The following is a 4,518-nucleotide window of genomic DNA, read 5'->3' as shown; positions in this document are numbered from 1 at the left end:
CTATTTTAGCATGATGTATTTTTGCATTGTCTAAAACAAGATTGATTCTTTTCTCTTTTGAGTTTATTTCATATATTTGAGGATTCAATAGATTTTTTAGTAATCTGGATCTTTTTTCATTCCATATTTTTCTTGAGTTGTTATTGTCTTCTTTTCTGCAGATTCTTTGAATTTTTTCTATTGAAATTTGTTGTGAATTGTCACTATATAGTTCGTTATTGATTTTATTGATTAAATCCATTTCATTTAGTGATTTTGAAGATAAATATTTTTTTATTTCTTCATCAGATAGATTTTCATTGTTTATTGCTTCTTCGATTAAATGTTTACCGAAAGTGTTTTCCATGTTTTCAATACGGTAATGACATAATGTAATTACAAATTGGAATGCATTGTTTTTAGTGTTTACTTCCATGTATGAGTTACAATTGATTCCTTGAAAGCCTGTTACATTTATTCCAAATTTTACTGGATGTTTTGTTTGTGTATTTTTTTCTCCAGGAGCATATAATACTCTTGTAACATTTGGAACATTTTGACAAGATGTTTCATCCAAAAAAGCAAAATACTCTGTTTTTAGATTTATAAAAGTCAGTTTTTTTTAAGATCTTTTTCAGGGTTTTCTGGACGAGTGTTATATTGAATGAATGGTTTTCCATAGTTTAAATTTAGTTTTTGTCTTGTAATGACCCAAACTTGCTTTTCACTGTATGTTATTCCGTATTTTTCTTCAATTAGATTACTTACATCTTTTAAATTGTATTTTTCTTCATTTCCAGTGATGATTTCTTTTAATTCTTTTAGTTGTTGGTCAGTTAGGTATGATTTTCGACCACAATTTGAATAATTTGAAAATAAGCCCTCAACACCATTTTCATTATATTGTTTGACCCATCGTTCGCCAGTTTTTCTGGAAATATTAATGTTTTTTGATGCTTTAGCAATACTTTCACCGTTTGCAACCATGTGAATTACTAAAAGACGCCTATAAATATTGTAATATTTCTTGTACTCTTTCAGCATTTCTGCAATTTCAGAAAGCTCCAAATGTTTCTCAATTTTATTATTAAATTTTTCCATGAATATATATCTATAACTCATTAGGTATAAACTTTTGGTAAAAAACTATACTTTATTGGAATTCCCTATAGAGCAATCGAGTATTTCCCCTGTCTTATAGTCAAAATACAAGAGACATTCGAAGTCCAGATTTACAGTCTTTTTAATGAACCCATCAACAGTTTCAAATGCGCTCATACTAAAGTCATTGGGCAAATCATCTTGATTGATTGATGGAAAATCATTAATTTTCAATCTTTTGTATCTCTCACAAGCGGATTTTTCATAAGCCCCCTGATTTAATATGAACACTGGCGATAGAAATTTCTTAAGTTTCATGAGTTCAATTAGATTTAAAGCATTGATAAATCTTTATTTTTGGATTAAATGGATAATCATTTAATAAATGGTTTTTTAAATGCAATATTTCAATATCAAATCAATATAATACATTCAACTGAAAAAAAGATAATTGATTTTTCCATGAAGGGCCAACTTATCTTGAAAATTATGAAAAAGAAGACCTCGAAATACCCAGACAATAATTAAAAAAACAATTAATTAAATACTATTTCATGATACCAACATTGATTTAATCAAACGGATAATCAAATATTTCAATGCCCAATCATTATATGGCAACATTCACAGCAAAGCATAGTAATTTTTAAAAAAGAAAAAGTATTAAGAAGATTATTCTCCGAATCTTCTTAACTGACCGAATCCAAGTGCTATTAAAACTATCATCAATGCCATGATTGGATTTGCGGTTTCATATACACTCAAGTCAGTTTTTGAATGCTCAATTTTATCTTTCTGCGTGTTGTTTTCACTTGATATTATTTTGACAGGGTCTGTCCTGTTTACAGGGTCGTCATGCGGAACCTTTCCAGGCAGGACTGTAATGGTGCTTTCAACTGTCTCACCAGTTACCGGATTTGTTAATGTTATTGTCTGGTTTTCTGTCAGCTTATGGAAAAGAATTTCAATTATTCCTTCGCTGTCTGTAACATATTCCATAGATTTTCCATTGACAATGACTTGAACGGTCGTATTCACCAGAAAGTCGCCGTCACGATTGATGAATTTGGCTTTAAATGCATAATCACCATTATATTGTACGGCTGCATCTTCGCTGAAGATTGTTTTATTAAAGTAATAGTATGTTCCGAGATATTTGTTGTCCAAAATAAGTGGTATTTCGGAAAAGTGGGTGAATTCCTCATTAAACCAGAAGCTGTCTGCATAGAGATAATTGGTCGCATTGACAAAACTGCCGTCCTCATTGGAAACATGCACCGCATCTGAAAAGCCGTCATCATCAAGCTGGACGTGATGGACCAATATGCAATGCCTTTTAACTCCATACTCATCATGGGCGGACTGATTGATGTTTTCCCAGACAACATCACTGATATCGTCTATATGGCCTTGACGCCAGTTGTCGACACCATTAGGGGAGACGATGTAGTCGCCATCATTTAAGACCCCCATCTTAAAGATGTCGCTGCCTTTGAATGTTACAACGTTTCCATAAGTTCCGTCAGGAGCTACGATGAGCAGGTGGCCGACACTGCTTACCTTTTTAGCATCCATGATTAATTGCAGTGCTTCCTCATCAATTTTGCCGTTTAAAGCCATGTCGCTTGCTATTGCTTCGACCTTTTCATTTTCGCTGCTTTCCTCCCATCCGCCACATCCGATAACCCATCCGTTTGTATAGACTTTGGACAGGAAGAAGTATTCGGAAATTGCCTTAAATTCCCGGATATAATCATCAGTCTTGTCAACATAGACTGTGAAATTTTCTGTGTGGCCGTCTCTTCTCTGGGATAGTGCATAATCTGTACTGTTCAAGCGAACATAAACTGAACAGCACTCGCTTTCAATATCCCTAATTGGAGTGTAACTGATTTCCTTATAGCGGTAATCATTATAATCAGTTATTGTACCGTCATAATCTCCATCAGTTATGAGATTCGTATCGCCTGAAATATCCAGCATCTTATCAAAATCTATTTCATTGACCGGGAAGGTGTTGTTTATGAATATTATGTTCCCGCTTATGAATTGGGTTATGAAATCATCACGATAATTTGAAATAACGCAATTCAAAACTGTGATATTTCCCAATCCGTTGATGATTTCCATGTTTGAATTTTCGTAGAATTCAGTATTGTTGGCCCAGAAATTGGATGATCTTCCATAAAATACTGAAGCCTTATCTGATGCAATATTATTCTTTAAAAAGCAATCGCTTAAGGCAATGAAGGATATGTGGTCATCTTCAAAAGGGCTTTCATATGAATCGTCAAAGAAAAGCGCTCCGATTTCAGCGGTGTTGTTTTCAAATGAGCAATCGTATATATATGTCTCGGTCATGCCGCACTTATATATTACCCCTCCTTTCAAAGCCTGATTACTGGCAAAAGAAGAATCGGAGAGAATCATTTTTCTCAATGATGCTGATGAGATTGCCCCTCCAAAATCTGCCTTGTTGTTCCTGAAAACAGAAGAATTTAAAATGGCATCCCTATTGGTATAATTAAGGGAAAGTCCGCTGACGGCATAATGGAATGCTCCGCCGCTATATGCACTGTTGGAATCGAATATTGATGAATCCAAAAATAAGTTGGAGCATGAATGAATTGCACCGCCGTACCATTTTGCAGAGTTGTTGATGAAACTGGAAGATGAGATGGTGGAATTTTGGGCCAGCGAGAAAATTGCGCCTCCCGCACCGCTTGCATAATTGCTTTCGAAAGTGCAGTCATAGATAAAAATGGTTCCTGACGAATATATGGCTCCCCCTTCACCGTAAATACCCACAGCAGAGCAGTCCTTAAAGGTTACATTCCTTAAGGTTAAAGTGGAATTGACATCCAGAATGATGGCCCCACCGGCTCCGTTGAAGCTAGCAGAAGAAATAATTGCATTTGATATTGTCACATTACTGTTGGTAATGTTAAAGAGTCTTACCTGATTGAGATTTGAATCCTTCGCAAGAATCGTGTGATTGTTTGCGTCAATATGGATTTCTCTGTCATTGATTGAAATGCCCTCCTTAAAGGCACTTTCTTCATTTGAAGTGTTCTGATTTAAAATGACATCATCATTTAAGATAACTGTATCGCTTTCGTCGATTTTTTCATTCAAGTCCGTAAAATTTTCACTAAATACTGCATTCATGGAAAAGAATGCAACCAATACCAAACAAACAATAAACAACCTCTTCATATGAGATAATTTTCATTTCATTTTATATATTACTTTTCATACTTTTATCCTGGAAACTAAGGATTTCCATTTTAATTATTTTTTAATTGCAGAATCCGCTAATTTCCATATATTTTTAATAGGATTAAATTTTACAGACTCAAAAACATTTTAAAAAAAAAAACAATTAGAAAAAAAAATGTGTGCTTAAAAAAAAAGTCAATTTGAGGATGTGACGCAAAA

3 protein-coding genes and 1 pseudogene are annotated in these 4,518 nt (G+C 33.9%); all 4 read right to left on the bottom strand.

Annotated elements, in window-relative coordinates; all coding sequences use genetic code 11:
• Positions 1-556 (bottom strand): annotated as a pseudogene (locus ACKI4K_RS04550) (hypothetical protein); the annotation flags it as partial.
• 35 nt (positions 557-591) lie between these two features.
• On the bottom strand, positions 592-1,080 hold the full coding sequence (locus ACKI4K_RS04545) for a transposase (protein ID WP_407422724.1): 489 nt from the start codon (positions 1,078-1,080) through the stop codon (positions 592-594).
• A gap of 45 nt (positions 1,081-1,125) precedes the next feature.
• A complete protein-coding gene (locus ACKI4K_RS04540; protein WP_407422723.1) occupies positions 1,126-1,398 on the bottom strand; it encodes a hypothetical protein in 273 nt (90 codons plus the stop codon).
• A 354-nt stretch (positions 1,399-1,752) separates the two neighbouring features.
• A complete protein-coding gene (locus ACKI4K_RS04535) occupies positions 1,753-4,296 on the bottom strand; it encodes a right-handed parallel beta-helix repeat-containing protein (RefSeq protein WP_407422721.1) in 2,544 nt (847 codons plus the stop codon).
• Positions 4,297-4,518: the final 222 nt, after the last annotated feature.

It is taken from the genome of Methanobrevibacter sp. (assembly GCF_045644645.1).
GTDB lineage: Archaea > Methanobacteriota > Methanobacteria > Methanobacteriales > Methanobacteriaceae > Methanocatella.
The sequence above is the reverse complement of the archived record's forward strand: the minus strand, read 5'-3'. Positions and strand labels throughout refer to the sequence as shown.